This is a genomic window from Serratia proteamaculans (assembly GCF_946227095.1).
GTDB lineage: Bacteria > Pseudomonadota > Gammaproteobacteria > Enterobacterales > Enterobacteriaceae > Serratia > Serratia proteamaculans_E.
Map to the genome: position 1 here is coordinate 456,623 of NZ_CAMISV010000001.1, position 17,227 is coordinate 473,849.

Below are 17,227 nucleotides of genomic sequence, written 5' to 3' on the forward strand. Positions count from 1 at the left end.
TTCCAGCGCTGTTAGTCCTTGTCGATTCGGCTGGCGACTGCGCCCTGCTGATCGCGGTATTTTGCATCCTGACGGCTGTTGTAAGGACGTGCTGCCGGCCCGGACAGGGGTTCAAAGCTCAGTGCACCGATCAGCATGCCCGGACGCAATGCCAGCGGCAGCTTACCTGAATTATAGAACTCCAGAACAATGCAGCCCTGCCAACCAGGATCGATACGGTGCGCAGTGACGTGAACCATCAGGCCCAGGCGCGCGAGGGAAGAACGACCGTCCAACCAACCGACCAAATCGTTTGGCAGCGTGACCGACTCCAGCGTGACCGCCAGCGCCAGTTCACCCGGGTGCAGGAAGAAGGCCTCCCCTTCCGGCAAGACGATTTCATCACTCATCACGCGGTCCAGCGCGGCGCTGACTTCATCTTTTGGCCCACTAAGATCGATAAACGCAGCGGTATGACCACGAAACACGCGGAACTGATTGCCTAAACGGACATCCACTGTGGCCCCGTTAATACGCTCAATCGGCGGACGCGGTGAAATCACCAGTTTTTCACAATCCAGCCAGGCTTCTATATCACGGTCGCACAGTCTCATTTATTCATCTCCATCAAGGTGTGTCACTAAAACAAAAATTGCCACACAACGGGCGAAAGGTCTACGTCGCAGCGTAAATAGTTGCCCGCCGGCCGGAAACACCAACTTTCCGGCCATTAAAGGGCATTATTCAAAGAACTGGCTGATTTTGGCTTTCAGAATGTCGATCGCAATGCGGTTTTTGCCACCGCGCGGGACGATAATGTCGGCGTATTGTTTGGAAGGATCGATAAACTGCAGGAACATCGGACGGACGGTTTTTTGGTATTGCGCCATCACCGAGTCCATAGAACGACCACGCTCATTCACATCGCGCTTCATGCGGCGCATCAGGCAAATGTCCAGTGGCGTGTCGACAAAGATCGAGAAGTTCATTTCCTGACGCAGACGGATATCCGTCAATAGCAGGATCCCTTCAAGAATAATCACCTTTTTCGGTTCCAGGTGAATGGTCTCTTTCTTGCGCGTGTGCTCGGTGTAACTGTACAAGGGTAACTCTATCGCCTTGCCTGATTTCAGCATTTGCAGATGCTGGAACAGCAGGTTGTGGTCCATGGCGCTCGGGTGGTCATAGTTTGTCTTGACCCGTTCTTCCATGGTCAAGTGAGTCTGGTCTTTGTAGTAACTGTCTTCAGGAATCACGCCGATATGTTCATCGCCAACCTGATCGCGAAGTTCACGATATAACGTACTGGCGATAAGGCTTTTTCCGGAGGCAGATGCGCCAGCTATACCAATAATGACGCACTGATGCGGCTTGTCAGTCATAAAATTGAAGACCTGATTTCGTAGTGTGAAGGGGGGGAACTAAAACGCGACAATTATAGGGAGTTAGCGGCCATAGCGCCAGCCTATATTGTCGCCGCCGGGCCGCTATCTCAGGTTATTTCACCATAACCAGCGCTTCGTGGTTTTAAGACGATTGTGTCTAGGGCAATGCGGCATGCCGGGGTAAACTCGGTGGCTTGATGATAATCCTGACAATTGGGATGTATATTTCACCGGAGACCGACGTGCTGGACTGGTATTTTCTGACATTTTTTGGCGACAGCATGTTGCTGCTACCCTGCTCATTGATTCTTTTTGTCCTATTAGTCGTGTCGCGAGCCACCCGAACCGCCGGTTGGCAATGGGCGCTGATCTTCGGTTGTACCGGCGGTGTGGTCTGTGCCTCAAAACTGGCCTTTATGGGATGGGGTATTGGCATCGAAAGCTATGACTTCACCGGTTTTAGTGGACACTCGGCGCTGGCGGCCAGCATCTGGCCGGTATTCCTCTGGACACTGACCGGACGCTTCTCGCATGCGGTACGCAGCATGGCGTTGGTTGTCGGTTTAGTCTTGCCACTGACTATTGGGTTATCGCGGCTGGCCATTCAGGTGCATTCACCTTCGGAAGTGGTTAGCGGATTGATTCTGGGTTACCTGGCCAGTACGCTGTTCTTGTGGTTACAGCGCGGTAAACCACGTCCTTATCTCTCCACGCCGCAGATCGTTGTTGCATTAGCTCTGCCGATGGTTTTGATGGGCTTTCGGCAACCGGCACCGACACAGGATCTGTTAGAACATATTGCCACCGTATTGGCGCAGATAGAACGCCCCTACACCCGGGCGGATTTGCATAAGCTGCCCGTTGCTCCATAAACAAAACCCCGGAACTTGTCCGGGGTTTTGTTTTTTAGCCAATGGCTATTACAACGCGCGGAAAGAGATTTCCGTAGGAATAGCTTCCCCCTGCCAATACATCTGTGCGGCAACGCGACCGGCAAGCTGGCGATACAGCTCAGAAAATTCGCTGTCCGGGCGGCTTATCACCGTCGGCTCACCGCGATCCAAATCCTCGCGCAGTGAAATATGCAGCGGCAGTTGCCCCAATAAGCGACTGTGGTATTTCTTCACCAGCTTCTCTGCCCCACCGGTGCCGAAAATAGGCTCATGGTGACCGCAGTTACTGCAAATGTGCACACTCATGTTTTCCACTATGCCCAATACCGGAACGTGAACCTTTTCGAACATCACGATGCCCTTGGCGGCATCGAGCAACGCGATATCCTGCGGCGTAGTGACCACCAACGCCCCGGTAACCGGGATGTTCTGCGACAGCGTCAATTGAATATCACCGGTGCCCGGCGGCATATCCAGCACCAGATAGTCCAGATCCGGCCACAGCGTGTCCTGCAACAGTTGCATTAGCGCCTTACTGGCCATGGGGCCACGCCACACCATGGCGTTATCGTCGGTCACCAGATAGCCAATAGAATTGGTCGCCAGACCGTGCGCCATGATCGGCGCCATGTGCTGGCCGTCCGGCGAGGTTGGGCGTTCATTCTCGGTACCCAGCATATTCGGGATCGACGGACCGTAGATGTCGGCGTCCAAAATGCCAACCTTGGCACCCTCTGCAGCCAGCGCTAACGCCAGGTTAACAGCCGTGGTGGATTTACCCACCCCGCCCTTGCCGGAACTGATGGCGATAATATTACGCACCCCCTTAATACCGGCCTGATCGTTGGCCCGTTTCAGGGTGGTAATGTCATGCTTCAATTTCCAGTCGATCGCCTCAGCGCCGGTCACGCGCAGCAATTCTGCGCTGACGGTATCTTTCAGCTCTTCAAAACCACTCTGCCAGGCGAATGGCATGGTCAATTCAATGTGCAACACATGATCCAACAGCGCGCAATGGTGGATCGCTTTCAGCGCGGTCAGATTATTTTTTAACGTCGGGTGTTCAAAGGCGGCCAGTACACCGGTCACCAGGGCACGCAGAACTTCGGGGTTGGTCTGCTCGGGGGATTTTGTGCTCATCCCGGCTCCTTGATTTTGAATGGATAGCTTCCCGCTAAGCATATCAGAACTGCGGGCCGCTCGGCGCATGTCTGTATAAAGAAACCGCCCTAGCCGTGGCGGACGCGATCGGGTAACATCGAAGACCCTTTTATTCATTACAGAAACCAAGTTCTCACTATGCCTCAAGTCGCGAAAAAATTATTGGTGACGTGCGCGCTGCCGTACGCAAATGGTTCCATCCATCTCGGCCACATGCTCGAGCACATCCAGGCAGACATCTGGGTTCGTTACCAACGAATGCGCGGCCACGAGGTTCATTTCATTTGTGCGGACGACGCGCACGGCACGCCGATCATGCTGAAAGCTCAGCAGTTGGGCATCAAGCCGGAAGAAATGATTGCGGAAATGAGCCAGGAGCACCAACAGGATTTCGCCGGTTTTGGCATCAGCTATGATAACTATCATTCAACCCATAGCGATGAGAACCGTGAACTGTCGAACCTGATTTACGGCCGCCTGAAAGAAAACGGTTTTATCAAGAACCGGACGATTTCTCAGCTGTACGATCCGGAAAAAGGCATGTTCCTGCCTGACCGCTTCGTCAAAGGCACCTGCCCGAAATGCAAATCGCCGGATCAATACGGCGACAACTGCGAAGTCTGTGGTGCAACCTACAGCCCGACCGAGCTGATCGATCCCAAATCTGTGGTTTCCGGTGCGACGCCGGTGCTGCGTGACTCCGAGCACTTCTTCTTTGATCTGCCGTCGTTCAGCGAAATGCTGCAGGCCTGGACGCGCTCTGGTGCGCTGCAGGAGCAGGTGGCGAACAAAATGCAGGAGTGGTTTGAGTCTGGTCTGCAACAGTGGGATATCTCCCGCGATGCGCCGTACTTCGGCTTTGAAATCCCGGATGCCCCAGGCAAGTACTTCTACGTCTGGCTGGATGCGCCAATTGGCTACATGGGGTCATTTAAAAACCTGTGTGACAAACGCGGCGATCTGGACTTTGACGAGTTCTGGCGCAAAGACTCCACCACCGAGCTGTATCACTTTATCGGCAAAGACATTGTTTATTTCCACAGCCTGTTCTGGCCGGCAATGCTGGAAGGCAGTAACTTCCGCAAGCCGACAAACCTGTTCGTACACGGCTACGTGACGGTGAACGGCGCCAAGATGTCCAAATCTCGTGGCACCTTTATCAAGGCCGGCACCTATCTGCAACACCTGGATGCCGACTGCCTGCGTTACTACTACGCTGCCAAACTGTCTTCACGTATTGACGATATCGACCTGAATCTGGAAGATTTCGTGCAGCGGGTGAACGCCGACATCGTGAACAAGGTGGTTAACCTGGCTTCGCGCAATGCCGGCTTTATCAGCAAGCGTTTTGGTGGTCAACTGGCCGACAACCTGGCCGATCCTGCGCTGTACCAGACCTTCGTTGACGCAGCACAAAGCATCGCCGAAGCCTACGCCAGCCGTGAGTCCGGCCGGGCGATCCGTGAAATCATGGCGCTGGCCGATCTGGCAAACCGTTATGTGGATGAGCAGGCGCCGTGGGTAGTGGCCAAGCAAGAAGGCCGCGATGCTGATTTGCAAGCCATCTGCTCAATGGGCATCAACCTGTTCCGTGTACTGATGACCTACCTGAAACCGGTAATGCCATCACTGACTGAACGCACCGAGGCTTTCCTTAACTGTGAGCTGAGCTGGAACAGCATCCAGCAGCCGTTGCTGGGCCATCAGGTCAATCCATTCAAAGCCCTGTTCAACCGTATCGATCTGGACAAGGTTAATGAAATGGTCAGCGCCTCGAAAGAAGACATGACGGCAGCGAAAGTGGTCACCGGCCCGCTGGCGGACGATCCGATTCAGGACACCATCACCTTTGATGATTTCGCCAAGGTTGATATGCGTATTGCGTTGATCACCAGCGCCGACTTTGTTGAAGGCTCGGACAAACTGCTGAAGCTGCAGTTGGAGTTGGGCGGTGAAACACGTCAGATCTTCTCCGGTATTCGTTCTGCTTATCCAGACCCGAAAGCGCTTGAAGGTCGCCTGACCATCATGGTTGCCAACCTGGCACCACGCAAAATGCGCTTCGGCATCTCCGAAGGCATGGTGATGGCCGCAGGCCCGGGCGGAAAAGAGATCTTCCTGCTCAGCCCAGACAGCGGTGCAGAGCCAGGCATGCAGGTGAAATAACATCGGTTTTTACTGAATCAAGGGTCGAGCTTGCTCGGCCCTTTTTATTGAATTTCATTCCTTGCGACAGCGACAAAATCGGCCAAAATAAGCTATCTTATCCATATGGGTTTACTTACTGTATGCATAAACAGGTCTGACATGAAGGGATTCCCACCGCTGATTAACGCATTGCTGGCCAGTTCGCTGGTACTGACCATTGGCCGTGGTGTTACGCTGCCGTTTATTACCATCTATCTCACCGGGCATTTCCACCTGCTACCAAAAAGCGTCGGCATCATTCTGGGTATCAGCCTGGCAATTGGCATTTTCGCCAGCCTGTACGGCGGTTATTTAGTCGATAAATTCAATAAAAACATGCTGATCCTGATGGCAATTCTGCTGTTCGCGCTGAGTTTTTTCGCTATTCCGTGGATCCCGCGTCCGGGCGGCATCATCGTGGTCCTGGCTGTCCTGCATACCGCCTATTCGGTGCTGGGCATCACCATCAAAGCCTGCTTTGCCGACTGGCTGCCGGTCGCCCAACGCATCAAAGCCTTTTCAATGAATTACACGCTGGTGAACGTCGGCTGGGCGGTGGGCTCGTCACTGGGGGTGATGGTGGCAGGCTTAAATCCGCTGTTACCGTTTTATCTCTCCGGCGGCCTGGCCTTGCTCACTGTAAGTGCGCTGAGTTTTGCTCTGCGCCGACAAGGCGCGGCACCCTCTGCGGCACCGTCTGCAGCGACCGATGTCGCGCCAATCGCACCGCCCGATTTCCGCCAGACGCTGACCATTTTGCGTAGCGATCGTCGGCTGATTTACTTTACCCTCGGCAGTACGCTCGGGGCGGTCGTTTTCGGCCAGTTCACCGGTTATTTGTCGCAGTACCTGATCCTCGTTTCCAACGCAGAGTTTGCCTATCAGGTCATTGGGGCGGTGATGATCGTCAATGCCTGTATCGTCATCGCCCTGCAGTACCTGCTGAGTCGCGGCATGCGTCAGGAAAACATGCTGCGCTGGCTGGTGTTGGGCACGCTGTTTTTCATTCTCGGGCTGATCGGGTTTAGCCTGGCCGGGCAGTCGCTTTGGTTGTGGATCGCGGCGATGGCCATATTTACCCTGGGCGAGATTATCGTGATCCCAGTGGAATACATGTTTATCGACTTTATCGCGCCACAGCATCTAAAAGGCAGCTACTACGGGGTACAAAATCTCAGTGCACTGGGCGGTGCCATCAACCCGGTGCTCTGCGGTTTTATTCTTAGCTACGCCGCCCCACACATGATGTTCCTGATGTTGATTGCCGCCGCGTTGTTCAGCCTGTTATTCTTTTTCCTCGGCCATCGCCTGGCGCAAAAACAGCAGCACAGCGCCGGCATCATCAGCATAGAATAGGGACGCACCGGGCTTAACTGCGGCTGTCAACCTGCCTGACAGGCATGAAAGCCATAGAGAGAATTCATGGTGTGATTTGTGGCGAAGGTCACAGTTTAATTGTATGATGAATGCGTCAGTTAAACGGGATTAAGTTATGGCCAACGTGCTCACTCTGTGCTGGAAATACCTGAGGGCAATCGTCCTTATCTACTTTTGCTTGTTTGTCGGCAATGCTATCGCGGCACTGCTGCCGATCGCCATTCCCGGCAGCATTATCGGCATGTTGCTGCTGTTCGCCCTGCTCTCCACGCAAATTATGCCGGCCAAATGGGTCAAACCCGGTTGCCATCTGCTGATCCGTTATATGGTGCTGTTGTTCGTGCCCATCGGCGTTGGCGTGATGAAATACTACGACCAGATCCTCGATCACCTCGGCCCGCTGGTGGTCTCGTGCATTGTCAGCACCCTGATGGTACTGGTGGTGGTGGGCTATACCTCACATTATTTCCACCGGGAGCGCCGCATCGTCGGCAAACCGGATGCGGCGGAGGGCGAAAAATGATCCATGAAATCTGGTGGTCATTGCCGCTGTCGCTGACGGTCTACTTTGCAGCGCGTAAGCTGGCACAGTGGTTGAACATGCCGCTGCTGAACCCACTGCTGGTATCAATGGCGGTGATCATTCCCCTGCTGTTACTGACCGGCATTCCTTATGAACGCTACTTTCAGGGCAGCAAAATCCTCAACGATTTATTGCAACCGGCCGTAGTGGCGCTGGCCTATCCGCTGTATGAACAACTGCATCAGATCCGTGCGCGCTGGAAGTCCATTATCGCCGTCTGTTTTATCGGCAGTATGACCGCCATGATCAGCGGCGGCGCCATCGCTTTGTGGATGGGAGCCACGCCGGAAATTGCCGCATCCATCATGCCTAAGTCGGTCACCACGCCCATCGCCATGGCAGTCGCGGAGTCGCTCGGCGGTATTCCGGCAATCAGCGCCGTCTGCGTGATCTTCGTCGGTATTCTCGGCGCAGTGTTCGGGCATACGCTGTTCAAAATATTGAAAATCACCACCCGCTCGGCGCGTGGACTGGCAATGGGCACAGCATCGCATGCGCTGGGCACCGCACGCTGCGCGGAAATAGACTTTCAGGAAGGTGCATTCGGCTCGTTGGCGCTGGTGATTTGCGGCATCATTACCTCATTGCTGGCCCCCTTTTTGTTTCCGGTATTGCTGCATTTGTTCGGCTAAAGGGTCTAAAACTTGCGATACATCTCGCAATTATGGCTTTCATTGCATTGATTTCATCAATAAAGAGATTTGCATCACACTTTATTCACGCAGGGCTGCCTAGAATGTTATCCCGTTAACCTGTAGAGAGAGTTTCTATGCACCCGCGTTTTCAAACCGCTTTCAGCGAACTGCCCGCCACATTGCAATCCGCCCTGCTGCCTTATATTGATGCGCCTGATTTCCCGGCCATGCTCAAAGCAGAACAGGTGGAGGCGATTAAGCAGCGCTGCGGGCTGGATGATGATGCTCTGGCATTCGCTCTGCTGCCACTGGCGGCAGCCTGCTCGTTAGCGCCGATCTCCCGGTTTTACGTCGGTGCCATTGCCCGCGGGCAGAGCGGCAATCTGTATTTTGGCGCCAATATGGAGTTCAGCGGTGCACCGATGCAGCAAACCATTCACGCTGAACAGTGTGCGGTTACCCACGCCTGGCTACGCGGCGAACCCGCTCTGGCTTCCATCACCGTCAACTACACGCCTTGTGGCCACTGCCGTCAGTTTATGAATGAATTGAACAGCGGTAGCGACCTGAAAATCCGTCTACCCGGCCGTGAGCCGGCGACGCTTGGCGATTACCTGCCGGATGCCTTCGGCCCAAAAGACCTGGATATCGCCACGCTGCTGATGGATCGGGTCGATCACGGCTTCCAACTGGCCCTGACTGACGAACTGGAACAGGCAGCACTGGCTGCCGCCAATCAGAGTCACGCGCCCTACAGCAATGCCCACAGCGGCGTCGCGCTGGAAGCCGAGGACGGCACCATTTACACCGGCCGCTATGCGGAAAATGCCGCTTTCAACCCGAGTTTGCCACCATTGCAGGCCGCACTGATCCTGATGAACGTTTCCGGCGGCGACTGCCAAAAAGTGAGCCGCGCGGTACTGGCCGAACCCGAAAGCGCCATTCTCACCCAATGGGACGCGACCCGTGCCACACTGGCTGCCCTGGGCTGCCAAAATGTCAGTCGCATTACTTTCTGATCCTGACCCTGGCGGTGCCGCCCGGCACCGCTGTTAACAGCCCCGCAAGCCGATTACAATGGCATTCACGTCTTAAAACACTTTCTTTAGTTAAATTAGGACGTGATCGTCGATAATTACGCCAATTTACCTCATGATCCGATAACAATTGCTGTACATATTTCCCCGATCTTTTAGGATCACCCTTATAAAGTTATCCGATACGTTGAAGAGCAAAAGCCATGGAACTTGAATACGAAAGCAAACGCCCTCTCTACATCCCTTATGCCGGCCCGATCCTGCTGGAATTCCCACTGCTGAACAAAGGCAGCGCCTTCACCGAAGATGAGCGCAGCCATTTCAACCTGCAGGGCTTACTGCCCGATGCGGTGGAAACCATCGAGGAACAGGCAGAGCGCGCCTATCGCCAGTATCAGGATTTTAAAAACGACAGCGATAAGCACATCTACCTGCGCAACATCCAGGACACCAACGAAACCCTGTTCTACCGCCTGCTGGACTCACACCTGAGCGAAATGATGCCGATCATCTACACGCCAACGGTGGGTGAAGCTTGTGAGCACTTCTCTGATATTTATCGCCGGGCGCGTGGGCTGTTTATCTCTTACCCGAACCGCGATCGCATTGACGACATGCTGCAAAATGCCACCAAGCAAAACGTGAAAGTGATTGTCGTCACCGACGGTGAACGTATTCTCGGCCTGGGCGACCAGGGCATTGGCGGCATGGGCATTCCTATCGGTAAACTGTCGCTGTATACCGCCTGCGGGGGCATCAGCCCGGCCTATACCTTACCGGTGGTGCTGGACGTGGGTACCAATAACCCGCAGCGCCTGAACGATCCGCTGTATATGGGTTGGCGTCATCCGCGTATTTCAGGTGATGAGTACCACGCTTTCGTTGAAGAATTTATCCAGGCGGTGAAACGCCGCTGGCCGAACGTGCTGCTGCAGTTTGAAGATTTCGCTCAGAATAACGCGACCCCACTGCTGAACCGCTACCGTGATGAAATCTGCTGCTTCAACGACGATATTCAGGGCACCGCCGCGGTCACGCTGGGCAGCCTGATTGCCGCCAGTCGCGCTGCCGGCAGCCAACTGCGTGACCAAACCGTCACCTTCCTGGGAGCCGGTTCCGCCGGTTGCGGCATTGCCGAGCAAATTATCGCGCAGATGAAATCCGAAGGTCTTAGCGAAGACGAAGCGCGCGCCCGCGTGTTCATGGTCGACCGTTTTGGTCTGCTGACCGACAAACTGCCTAACCTGCTCGATTTCCAGAGCAAGCTGGTGCAGAAGAGCGAAAACCTGACCGCATGGCAAACGTCCAGCGATGCCATCTCGCTGCTGGACGTGGTACGTAACGCCAAGCCAAGCATTTTGATCGGCGTTTCCGGCCAGCCAGGCTTGTTCACCGAAGAACTGATCCGCGAAATGCACAAGCATTGTCCGCGCCCAATCGTGATGCCGCTGTCAAACCCGACTTCACGCGTGGAAGCCCGTCCGGAAGATATCATCAACTGGACCGAAGGCGCGGCGCTGGTCGCTACCGGCAGCCCGTTCGCACCGGTACATTATAAAGATCAGCAGATCCCGATCGCCCAGTGCAACAACTCCTATATCTTCCCGGGTATTGGTCTGGGTGTGTTGGCCTCCGGCGCGACCCGTGTTACGGACGCGATGCTGATGGCCGCCAGCCGTGCACTGGCCGAGTGTTCACCGCTGGCGACAGATGGGCATGGCGCACTGTTGCCGGATATCGACGATATTCAGGGCGTGTCAAAATGCATCGCGATGGAAGTGGGCAAAGCGGCTCAACTGCAAGGAATGGCGGTAGTCACCTCAGAAGAAGCGCTGTCAAAAGCCATCGAACACAACTTCTGGCGGCCGCAATACCGCAGCTACAAGCGCACCTCATTCTGATTTGCGCAGATAAGATAATCAGGTCCGGCTCGCCGGACCTTTTTTATTGGCAAAACCGCCTAAAAATGCGGCGCAATGCGTGCCAGAGGCGGGGACAGGCTTGCTTCAACCTGTCAGGTAAAGTAGCCTTGAGCCATCTTTTTTGGCCCCTGTGCGCGTAAGGCAATAACATGTGGAAACGCCTGATAATCAGCCTGTTCGTCATCATTGCACTGCTGATGCTCTCGGCTCTCGCGCTCGATCGCTGGATCAGCTGGAAAACGGCGCCTTTCGTCTATGACGAACTGCAAGGGCTGCCCCATCGCCAGGTCGGCGTGGTACTGGGGACCGCCAAATATTACCGTACCGGCGTGATCAACCAATATTACCGCTACCGTATTCAGGGCGCGATCAACGCCTATAACAGCGGTAAAGTGAAGTATCTGCTGCTGAGCGGTGACAATGCCCAGCAAAGCTACAACGAACCTATGACCATGCGCCGCGATTTGATCGCCGCCGGTGTGGCGCCCAGCGATATCGTGCTGGACTACGCCGGATTCCGCACCCTGGACTCGATCGTGCGTACCCGTAAAGTGTTCGATACCAATGACTTTATTATCATCACCCAACGCTTCCACTGTGAGCGTGCGCTGTTTATCGCGCTGCATATGGGGATCCAGGCGCAGTGCTACGCGGTACCGTCACCAAAAGATATGATGACAGTACGTGTGCGTGAGATCTTCGCCCGCCTTGGCGCACTGACCGACTTGTACATCCTCAAACGTGAACCGCGCTTCCTCGGCCCGCTGATCCCAATTTCCTCCATGCACACCATCCCGGAAGATGCCCAGGGTTATCCAGCAGTATCACCGGAGCAATTGGTCGAGCTGGAGCACAAGCTGGCGGCGGAAAAACAGAAAGCCAAACAGCCTTAATTCCCCCTCACTAAAAACAAAAACGGCCAGTATTTGCTGGCCGTTTCAGACGGCTGATAAAGTCCGTTATTAGGGAGAGCGTGCCGAAGGGGTCGTAGCGGCTTGCCCGCCGGAGCGCCCCTCGGTGCGCTAGGCCCGGGTATCTCGGGTTTAAAGACAACTTTGCCATTAAACAAAAACGGCCAGCATTTGCTGACCGTTCTCATTGTAGCGAAGACTTACTTCTTCTTGGCGTACTTCAGTGAATCCAACGCTACCGCGAAGATAATGATGCCGCCCTTGATGATGTACTGCCAGTAAGGGTTAACGCCAATGTAGGTCAGGCCGTAGTTGATGACGGTGAAGATGATCACCCCGGTCACCACCCCCAGCACCGTACCTACCCCTCCGGCAAAGGACACTCCGCCCACCACACAGGCCGCAATAGCATCCAGCTCATACATAAAGCCGAGGTTGTTGGTGGCGCTGCCGATACGGCCCGCTTCCAGCAAACCGCCGAAGGCATAGAACACACCAGACAGCGCGTAAATCATGATCAGGTTCAGCGGCACGTTGACGCCGGAAACCTTGGCTGCCTCAGGGTTGCCACCGATGGCGAAGATATTTTTACCGAAGCGGGTTTTATTCCACAGGATCCAGACAAAAATAATCGCAATGATGGCGTAGAAGGTAATGTACGACAGCTTAAAGTCGCCAAAGCGCAGGAACCCCTGAGCAAAGGTGGAGAACTTGGGATCAAACCCCGCCACCGGCGATGCGCCAACAGAGTCGTAATACAGCGAGTTAATGCCGTACACGATAATCATGGTACCCAAAGTGGTAATAAACGGCGTCACGTTCAGGTAGGCGATGATCAACCCGTTCACCAGACCGATCACCGCACCCACGGCACACACCAGCAGGATCACCAGCGGGATCGACCAGGTTTCCATGTGCGGAAACACCTTGTTGACGTTGTCCATCGACTGCAACAGCGTCGCGGCGATCACCGCGGCCAACCCCACCTGACGCCCGGCGGACAGGTCAGTCCCCTGGGTAACAATCAGCCCCGCCACACCCAGTGCAATAATAATGCGCACCGAAGACTGAGTCAGAATGTTACTCAGGTTCATTAAGCTGAGGAAAGTCGGATCCTGGATAATAATAATTGCCAGCAGCACCAGCAACACTACGTAAATGCCACCTTCCTTGAAATAGGTGAACAAAGTTTTCTTATTCAGCGCGTTCATAATTCTGATCCTTAAAGGTGCAGGGATGCGAGACGTAAAATTTCATTTTGCGAGGTCTGTTTGGTGTTAACGATGCCCGCAACCTGACCATTACTCATCACCAGTATTCTGTCGGTAATTCCCAAAAGCTCCGGCATTTCAGACGAGACAATAATGATCCCCTTGCCCTTCTTCGCCAGTTCGGTCATCAACTGATAAATTTCGAATTTGGCGCCAACATCAATGCCACGCGTCGGTTCATCCAGCATTAATATTTCCGGCTGGGTCAGCAGCCAACGACCGATGATCACCTTCTGCTGGTTCCCGCCGGACAGCGAACCGATATTGGTATGATGACCCGGCGTCTTGACCCGCATGGCGTCGATCACCCATTGGGTATCGCTTTTCATGCGGGCGTTATCCAGCAGGCCGATTTTGTTTTTATAGTTACGAATGTTGGAGATCAGCGAGTTAAAACCGACGTCCAGATAAGCGTAAATCCCGGTAGAGCGGCGCTCCTCCGTCACCAGGGCAAAGCCGTGGTTAATCGCTTCATTGGCGCTGTGGTTATTGATCGCTTTGCCGTGCAGCTTGATGGTGCCCGCCACTTTTTCGCGGATGCCGAACAGCGTCTCAAGGATGTCGGTACGCTTGGCACCCACCAGCCCGGCAATACCGAGGATCTCCCCCTGATGCAGATCAAAAGAGATATCGCGAATCGAAGGTTGGCGCAATGAGGTCAGGCCCTTCACCTCCAGGATCACCTCGCCCGGCGTATTTTGACGATCGGGGAAACGCTGGCTGAGCGAACGCCCCACCATCATCGAAATAATCTTGTCCATATCCAGCCCTTCCAACGGCTGGGTGGCGATCCACTGGCCGTCACGCAGGATGGTGATCTCGTCGCACAGTTGGAAGATCTCTTCCATCTTGTGCGAGATATAAACGATGCCGCAACCGCGCTCTTTCAGCTTACGGATAATGGTGAACAGATGATTCACCTCTTTTTCCGTCAGCGATGAGGTCGGCTCATCCATAATCACAATCTTGGCGTCGTAGGAGAAAGCCTTGGCAATTTCGATCATCTGCATTTGCGATACCGATAGCGTGCCCACCTTATCCCGTGGGTTGATATCAATATCCAGCTCGTCAAATATCGCCTGAGTGTCCTTCAACATCTTGTCCTGATCGACAAATATGCCCTTGGTCGGGTAACGTCCCAACCACATGTTGTCCATCACGGTGCGCTGTAACACCAGATTCAATTCCTGATGCACCATTGAAACGCCGTGCTCCAGCGCCTCTTTAGAGCTTTTGAAATCAATTTCCTGGCCCTGAAAAATAATACTGCCGGCATCTTTTTTATAAATGCCGAACAGGCATTTTAATAATGTTGATTTGCCCGCGCCGTTCTCCCCCATTAATGCATGAATGGAGTGCGGACGAACGCGCAGATTCACATTATCCAATGCCTTGACGCCGGGAAATGACTTACTGATATTGGTCATTTCCAGCAGAAATTCGCGTGGGCTGTCGGCCATAAATACACCTGGCTTATCGGTCTTTTAATATCGTAAATTCCCCCACCCACGGCTTTCCTGGTGTTGGCAGCCGTAGGCGGGGTCATTGTGGGTTATCTCAGCGCTTATTTCACAAACTGAGACAGGTTGTCTTTATCTACGCCAACGTAAGGAATACGGACCACTTTATTTTCAATCTTATATTTGGTGCCATCGGCAGCCGGTTTGCCCGCAGCCAGGTTTTTCGCCAGTTCGAAGGTGGCTTTAGCCTGATTGTCGGCATCGTTCAGCACCGTCCCCGCCATCGCGCCGGACTTCACCATCGCCAGAGCTTCTGGCAGTGCATCGACACCGAATACCGGAATGTTGGTTTTGTTATGCGCTTTCAGCGCTTCAACCGCACCCATCGCCATCGCATCGTTGTTGGCGATCACCACTTCAATTTTGTTGGCGTTAGGGCCAGACAACCAGGCATCCATCTTGTCTTTGGCCTGAGCGGTGTCCCACATCGCGGTATCCATCTGCAGCGCCTGAGTCTTGATACCGTTGTCGTTCAGCGTTTTCACCACGTAGGTGGTGCGTGCTTCGGCATCCGGGTGGCCCGGCTCGCCTTTCAGCAGTACGTACTGGATCTGGCCGTCTTTGTTCAGATCCCAGTTCGGGTTAGCCTTCCAGTGTTTCTCGATCAGTTGGCCCTGGATCACACCGGACTCTTTGGAGTCGGTCCCCACGTAATAGGCTTTGTCATAGCTGTCCAGCGCTTTGCGGGAAGGCTCTTTGTTGTAGAACACGATCGGAATATCGTTTCCGCGCGCCTTTTCGATAATCACCGGGGCTGCGGCCGGGTCAACCAGGTTGATCGCCAGCGCTTTAACGCCCTTGGCGATCAGCACGTCGATCTGATCGTTTTGTTTGGATTGGTCATTCTGCGAGTCATTCATCAGCAGGGTGACGTCCGGAGAGGCCTTGGCGTCTTTCTCGATTGCCTTGCGCACCACCGACATAAAGTTGTCGTCATATTTATAAATTGTGACGCCAATACGGGTATCTGCATGTGCTGCGGCGCCAAACATCATGGCTGCGGCCGTCGCGGCCAGGGTGAAAACCTTCTTATTCATTGTGTGTCTCCGGTTTATGTAGGGTCTTGCTCGGTATTAGGCCAAAGGTAACCGGTGGTGAGTGCACAACCGGGCCTGGCAGTTTCCCTGTCATCCGTGAATCATGTTATTCCTGAAAAAGGTGGTGCCAGCGCGAGGTAAAAAACAGCAGCGGCAAGTGCCTTTGCGCTGGAAAACGCCTAGAGCATAGACGGCGTGATGTTAATAATCTGTGAATTTTCTCACAGATTGAAAACGGTTACACAAGATTAAATGTTCAGAGAGTGACCGCCGCCTCACTTTGCCACGGCGCCACAGAATGGCGGCGTACCAGGGTAGGCATAAACAAATGGTGGGTCTGTGGCTCCAGCCGGCCTGCCGCGCCCAGCAGGGCCAGCTCGGTAGCCAGCATCGCCATGGTAACAATGGGGTAGCGCACCGTGGTGAGTTTGGGGCTGGTATAGCGGGCGATGGGGATATCATCGAACCCCACCAGCGAGAAATTTTGCGGTACTGTGATACCGTTTTCTTTCAGCACTGCCATGGCACCGGCGGCCATGGCGTCGTTGTAGGCAAACACCGCGCTCAAATGCAGGTTACGGCCGAGTAACTCGACCATAGCCGCTTCCCCGCCCTGCAGGTCCGGCGAACCATAGGCGCGCCAGTTGTCCGGCGTGATCAGCCCTGCAGCGCCCATGGCCTGCGTGTAGCCCTGCTGACGCAGCGGCCCGTCTTCGATCGGGTGATTGGAGCCCAGATAGCCGATACGCTGATGACCTTGCGACAACAGCAAGCGCATCGCCATCTCCGCGCCACTGACGTTGTCCAGACCGACGCAGCGGTGCTCATAGCCGGCGATAATGCGGTTGATCAACACCATGCCCGGCACCTGATCGAGAAAGGTCATCAGCTCGGCATCACACAGCGTTTTAGCATGAACAATCAAGGCATTACAGCGCTGGCGAATCAGCACCTCGATGGCGTGACGCTCTTTATCCGCCTGGTGATAACTGTTGCCGATCAGCAGATATTTGTGGTGTTGCTGCGCCACGGTGTCTACCGCTTTCACCAACGCACCAAAGAAGGGATCGGAGACATCCATCACCACCACCCCGAGGGTATCGCTGCTCTGCGTGGCCAACGCCTGCGCATTGGCATTGGGCCGATAACCCAGTTCAGCCACCGCCTTCAGCACCTGTTCACGCGTCTCTTTACTGGTCAGGGCGCTGTGATTCAGCACGCGGGAGACGGTCGCTACGGACACGCCCGCACGCTTCGCCACGTCGCGAATGGTGGTTGGGTGAACAGAGGAGGTCATGAAAGATCCTGAGGTCGGGGTAGTTGACAGTG

At 54.5% G+C, this 17,227-nt stretch carries 15 protein-coding genes; 8 read left to right on the forward strand and 7 right to left on the reverse strand.

The window, feature by feature from the left end:
* Positions 1-11 precede the first annotated feature (11 nt).
* Together dcd and udk are read right to left on the reverse strand one after the other, a co-directional pair.
* A complete protein-coding gene (gene dcd, locus OC597_RS02255; RefSeq protein WP_085115942.1) occupies positions 12-593 on the reverse strand; it encodes a dCTP deaminase in 582 nt (193 codons plus the stop codon).
* 126 nt (positions 594-719) lie between these two features.
* Entirely contained in the window at positions 720-1,361 is a 642-nt protein-coding gene (gene udk, locus OC597_RS02260) for a uridine kinase (protein WP_012006009.1), read from the reverse strand.
* A gap of 245 nt (positions 1,362-1,606) precedes the next feature.
* On the opposite strand from udk, the gene OC597_RS02265 reads away from it, so the two are divergent.
* Entirely contained in the window at positions 1,607-2,236 is a 630-nt protein-coding gene (locus OC597_RS02265; protein WP_262207534.1) for a phosphatase PAP2 family protein, read from the forward strand.
* 48 nt (positions 2,237-2,284) lie between these two features.
* Here the strand turns inward: OC597_RS02265 and apbC are convergent, their stop codons facing one another.
* Positions 2,285-3,397 (reverse strand): iron-sulfur cluster carrier protein ApbC, encoded by a 1,113-nt coding sequence (gene apbC / locus OC597_RS02270; protein WP_262207240.1) that lies wholly within the window; start codon positions 3,395-3,397, stop codon positions 2,285-2,287.
* 159 nt (positions 3,398-3,556) lie between these two features.
* On the opposite strand from apbC, the gene metG reads away from it, so the two are divergent.
* From metG to sanA, 7 genes are all read left to right on the forward strand, one after another.
* On the forward strand, positions 3,557-5,584 hold the full coding sequence (metG, locus tag OC597_RS02275; protein WP_262207242.1) for a methionine--tRNA ligase: 2,028 nt from the start codon (positions 3,557-3,559) through the stop codon (positions 5,582-5,584).
* 141 nt (positions 5,585-5,725) lie between these two features.
* On the forward strand, positions 5,726-6,961 hold the full coding sequence (locus OC597_RS02280) for an MFS transporter (protein WP_262207244.1): 1,236 nt from the start codon (positions 5,726-5,728) through the stop codon (positions 6,959-6,961).
* A 136-nt stretch (positions 6,962-7,097) separates the two neighbouring features.
* The gene (locus OC597_RS02285) at positions 7,098-7,505 is read left to right on the forward strand and encodes a CidA/LrgA family protein (protein ID WP_099064116.1); all 408 of its coding nucleotides are present in this window, start codon (positions 7,098-7,100) and stop codon (positions 7,503-7,505) included.
* On the forward strand, positions 7,502-8,197 hold the full coding sequence (locus OC597_RS02290) for a CidB/LrgB family autolysis modulator (RefSeq protein WP_262207247.1): 696 nt from the start codon (positions 7,502-7,504) through the stop codon (positions 8,195-8,197). Before OC597_RS02285 ends, OC597_RS02290 begins: the two co-directional genes overlap by 4 nt.
* 137 nt (positions 8,198-8,334) lie before the next feature.
* Positions 8,335-9,219, forward strand: coding sequence for a cytidine deaminase (gene cdd, locus OC597_RS02295; RefSeq protein WP_261252162.1), 885 nt, complete (start codon positions 8,335-8,337; stop codon positions 9,217-9,219).
* A gap of 221 nt (positions 9,220-9,440) precedes the next feature.
* On the forward strand, positions 9,441-11,138 hold the full coding sequence (locus OC597_RS02300) for an NAD-dependent malic enzyme (RefSeq protein ID WP_207975743.1): 1,698 nt from the start codon (positions 9,441-9,443) through the stop codon (positions 11,136-11,138).
* Positions 11,139-11,308: 170 nt separating this feature from the next.
* Positions 11,309-12,052, forward strand: coding sequence for an outer membrane permeability protein SanA (gene sanA, locus OC597_RS02305; RefSeq protein WP_085115933.1), 744 nt, complete (start codon positions 11,309-11,311; stop codon positions 12,050-12,052).
* A gap of 218 nt (positions 12,053-12,270) precedes the next feature.
* On the opposite strand, the gene mglC is transcribed toward sanA, so the two are convergent.
* The 4 genes from mglC to galS form a co-directional block, all read right to left on the reverse strand.
* Entirely contained in the window at positions 12,271-13,281 is a 1,011-nt protein-coding gene (mglC, locus tag OC597_RS02310; RefSeq protein WP_012005998.1) for a galactose/methyl galactoside ABC transporter permease MglC, read from the reverse strand.
* An 11-nt stretch (positions 13,282-13,292) separates the two neighbouring features.
* Positions 13,293-14,801, reverse strand: coding sequence for a galactose/methyl galactoside ABC transporter ATP-binding protein MglA (gene mglA, locus OC597_RS02315; RefSeq protein WP_262207251.1), 1,509 nt, complete (start codon positions 14,799-14,801; stop codon positions 13,293-13,295).
* Between the two features lie 104 nt (positions 14,802-14,905).
* Positions 14,906-15,898, reverse strand: coding sequence for a galactose/glucose ABC transporter substrate-binding protein MglB (gene mglB, locus OC597_RS02320; protein ID WP_261252139.1), 993 nt, complete (start codon positions 15,896-15,898; stop codon positions 14,906-14,908).
* Positions 15,899-16,154: 256 nt separating this feature from the next.
* On the reverse strand, positions 16,155-17,195 hold the full coding sequence (galS, locus tag OC597_RS02325; RefSeq protein ID WP_262207252.1) for an HTH-type transcriptional regulator GalS: 1,041 nt from the start codon (positions 17,193-17,195) through the stop codon (positions 16,155-16,157).
* Between the last annotated feature and the right edge of the window lie 32 nt (positions 17,196-17,227).